Source organism: Gelidibacter pelagius, from assembly GCF_017581925.1.
Taxonomy (GTDB): Bacteria; Bacteroidota; Bacteroidia; order Flavobacteriales; family Flavobacteriaceae; genus Gelidibacter; species Gelidibacter pelagius.
Window position 1 is genome coordinate 1 of the sequence record NZ_JAGEVG010000048.1, and the last position, 2525, is coordinate 2525.

3 protein-coding genes are annotated in these 2525 nt (G+C 39.9%); all 3 read right to left on the reverse strand.

Annotated features, from left to right (window positions below; all coding sequences use genetic code 11):
• Positions 1 to 207 (reverse strand): hypothetical protein (locus J4051_RS18710; RefSeq protein ID WP_208235413.1); only part of this gene is annotated, 207 nt, incomplete at its 3' end.
• Positions 185 to 1045: a toprim domain-containing protein gene (locus J4051_RS18715; RefSeq protein WP_236027614.1), complete on the reverse strand. Its 861-nt coding sequence runs from the start codon at positions 1043 to 1045 to the stop codon at positions 185 to 187. The genes J4051_RS18715 and J4051_RS18710, both read right to left, overlap by 23 nt.
• 217 nt (positions 1046 to 1262) lie before the next feature.
• Complete coding sequence (locus J4051_RS18720) at positions 1263 to 2462, reverse strand: VapE domain-containing protein (RefSeq protein WP_208235414.1); 1200 nt, start codon at positions 2460 to 2462, stop codon at positions 1263 to 1265.
• Between the last annotated feature and the right edge of the window lie 63 nt (positions 2463 to 2525).

Sequence of the window (2525 nt, forward strand, 5' to 3'; positions counted from 1 at the left end):
TCGTTTTTTTTCTTTGCGACCTTCGGGAGCAAACGAGAATGTGGCCACAGACACACATCTCGAATTCCTACCCAGAATAATTCCCATTCCATTGGTATCCTCTTCCAAATCCAATTCCACACTTTCAGAATGTTGCAGCAATTGGGCAGGAATCTTTAGAACCTGCTGCTGTTCCTTATTTCGTTCAATTCCATCTTTTTCTCTCATGGCACAAAAAGTCGTTTAAATCCTTATGGTCCTTATAGCCATCACTTTTATCCAGGACATGGCTGTATTTATTGGTTAAATAGAGGGTGACATTTCTACCCGCTCCATCACGATCAAAATAGAGATGTACCATATCATAATCTGAAAAATGCACCTCAATATCCTTAACGAAAGCAAGGGAATTCAATACCAAAACATCTGAATCGTTTATCAAAGCTTCGTTTAAGACGGCCAATGATAACAGATCGAACATGCCTTCCATGATGATTAATTTTGTATTAATTCTTCGTAGATACGTATATGATTTAGGGCTACATCCATTCTTAAAAATCCTATTCCGCAATTCCCATCCACCTTTGTCGTTCCGTAACCCAATCGCAAAAAACTTAGAATTCTTAAAACTGTACCACACTTCATGGCAATAGACCTTCGCAACATGTAATGGAATCCCTCTCAGGTTCAAATACTGGATCAATGCCGGATGTTTGATGTTCTGAATTTTGGTAAGGGTTATACCAATGTCATTTGTATTGAAATGTTGTTGCTGTTGAAAAGAAAAAGAAGGCCAATCTTGATTCAAATATGCCAGAGCTTCCTTCACCGAGCATTTTAAAATCCTGCAGACCAAATCGATCACATTGCCTCCCATCCCTTCACCATGGTCGTACCATCGGTTCATGGTCTTGGAGACTTTAAAAGAGGCTTGGGTTTCTGACCTGAAAGGACTCAGAAACCAAGCTTCTTTTTCCGCTGTCCTTTGGGGAAAGTGCCCGAGTTTTGCCAGCGCCTTTTCGATGGGAAAAGCTCGGGCGCTTTCACAATTTATTTTTCTTTTCATCAGCTTCTTTTTTTATAACTTCGTATTCCCCTACCTAGTTACCTACGCCAGTAATCATCGGGCTTATAACAAAAGGTAAGTTCCCTTTTCATGTTACCTATCTTACCTATTAAGGTCGTTAGGTAAGATTGAGGTAACTTCTTTTTGAATGATCTTACCTAAATAAACCCAAGCATTCTTTGGGCATTATGACCATTAGGTAAGTAGGTAGGTTATTTTATAGTTTTTTTGGTACTTCCAGTTCCCAAGGGCTGTTTTTAAAAACGGCTTTGGCCAAATAACCGTACACCTGTCGTTGGGGATGTTTGACTCTTTGAAAGTTAAATCCCGAGAGCGCCCTTCCAAGATTGATGTGGTTCAACCGCACATTGAGACAGGACAACGCGACCATGACATCTGTAGCTGTTACAAAATCCTCAAGATCGTTGGAGCTTTCGTAATACTTGGCAATCATTTCCTGTTCGGAAGTCAGTTTTGTATACCGTTTGTTGCGTTCTTCATTTTCGTTCACATCTTTTGCGGAGAGTTCAGGATTAAAGGTTTTATCAACGTATGCAAGATGGTAGGCCTGGGTCCAGACATCCTTTATATTGACTTCATTGGAATAGGAGAAATCGATCACGTCCTTTAATTCAAAGCAAAGCCATCTGACCGATCCTGTTTCATCATTTAGAAACGAGGACATATTGGTGGAACCCATAAACGAACAGATCCTGGGCAATGTGGTATTCTTTCTATCGTATGGCAGGCGTTCATTAATAAAGGTCTTGGAGAAAAAGGCTTTCAGAGCGTTGACATCCTTTTTTGACAGCACGGCCAACTCATCCAGATTATATAAAAAATTTCGACATAACTGGATCCTGGCATCCTTATCATTACTGATGTCCTCGGCCATATATTCTGCGAGTTCCGGTGGACATAAAAATCGGCACCAAGTGGATTTCCCTGAGCTTTGGCCTTTGTGGCTTATGATAAGCGCCTGCTTATTGAAGTAACCAGGTTCCAAGGCGCACTTTATGGACCTTACCAACCATTTCTTAAAATGGTACAGAAAGACCTCAGGTTCGTAGATGGGCAAGTAGGACGCCAATTTTGAAATATGGTCCACTCCATCCCACTTAGGCAGCGACTTAAAATACTCCTGAATGGGATTGTATTTTTTTATGAGTTCGGACTTTATAAGTATTTCAAGCTTGGCAGGGTTTATCTCAACGCCTGCTTTGTTCAATTCGATGATCAAGGAGTTTAGGTTGATGTAATTCCATTCTTTCTTTCCCTTTAACGATATCTGAAAATCGTGTGAGATCTCATTATAGAGGATGTCATATTTTCCGGATAGATAATCGATCGCATAATCGAAAATTGTTTTCTTTTTCGGATCCTTGACAATATATAATTGCTGTTTATTTGTTTCCATAGACGTTGGCTTTAGTGAAATAGTATATTTCGCAGATTAAATGCGCTTATTCCTTAAGGAATA

Coding starts and splice junctions, on each gene's coding strand:
- J4051_RS18715 (WP_236027614.1), bottom strand. CDS start 1,045: ATGAAAAGAAAAATAAATTGTGAAAGCGCCCGAGCTTTTCCCATCGAA.
- J4051_RS18720 (WP_208235414.1), bottom strand. CDS start 2,462: ATGGAAACAAATAAACAGCAATTATATATTGTCAAGGATCCGAAAAAG.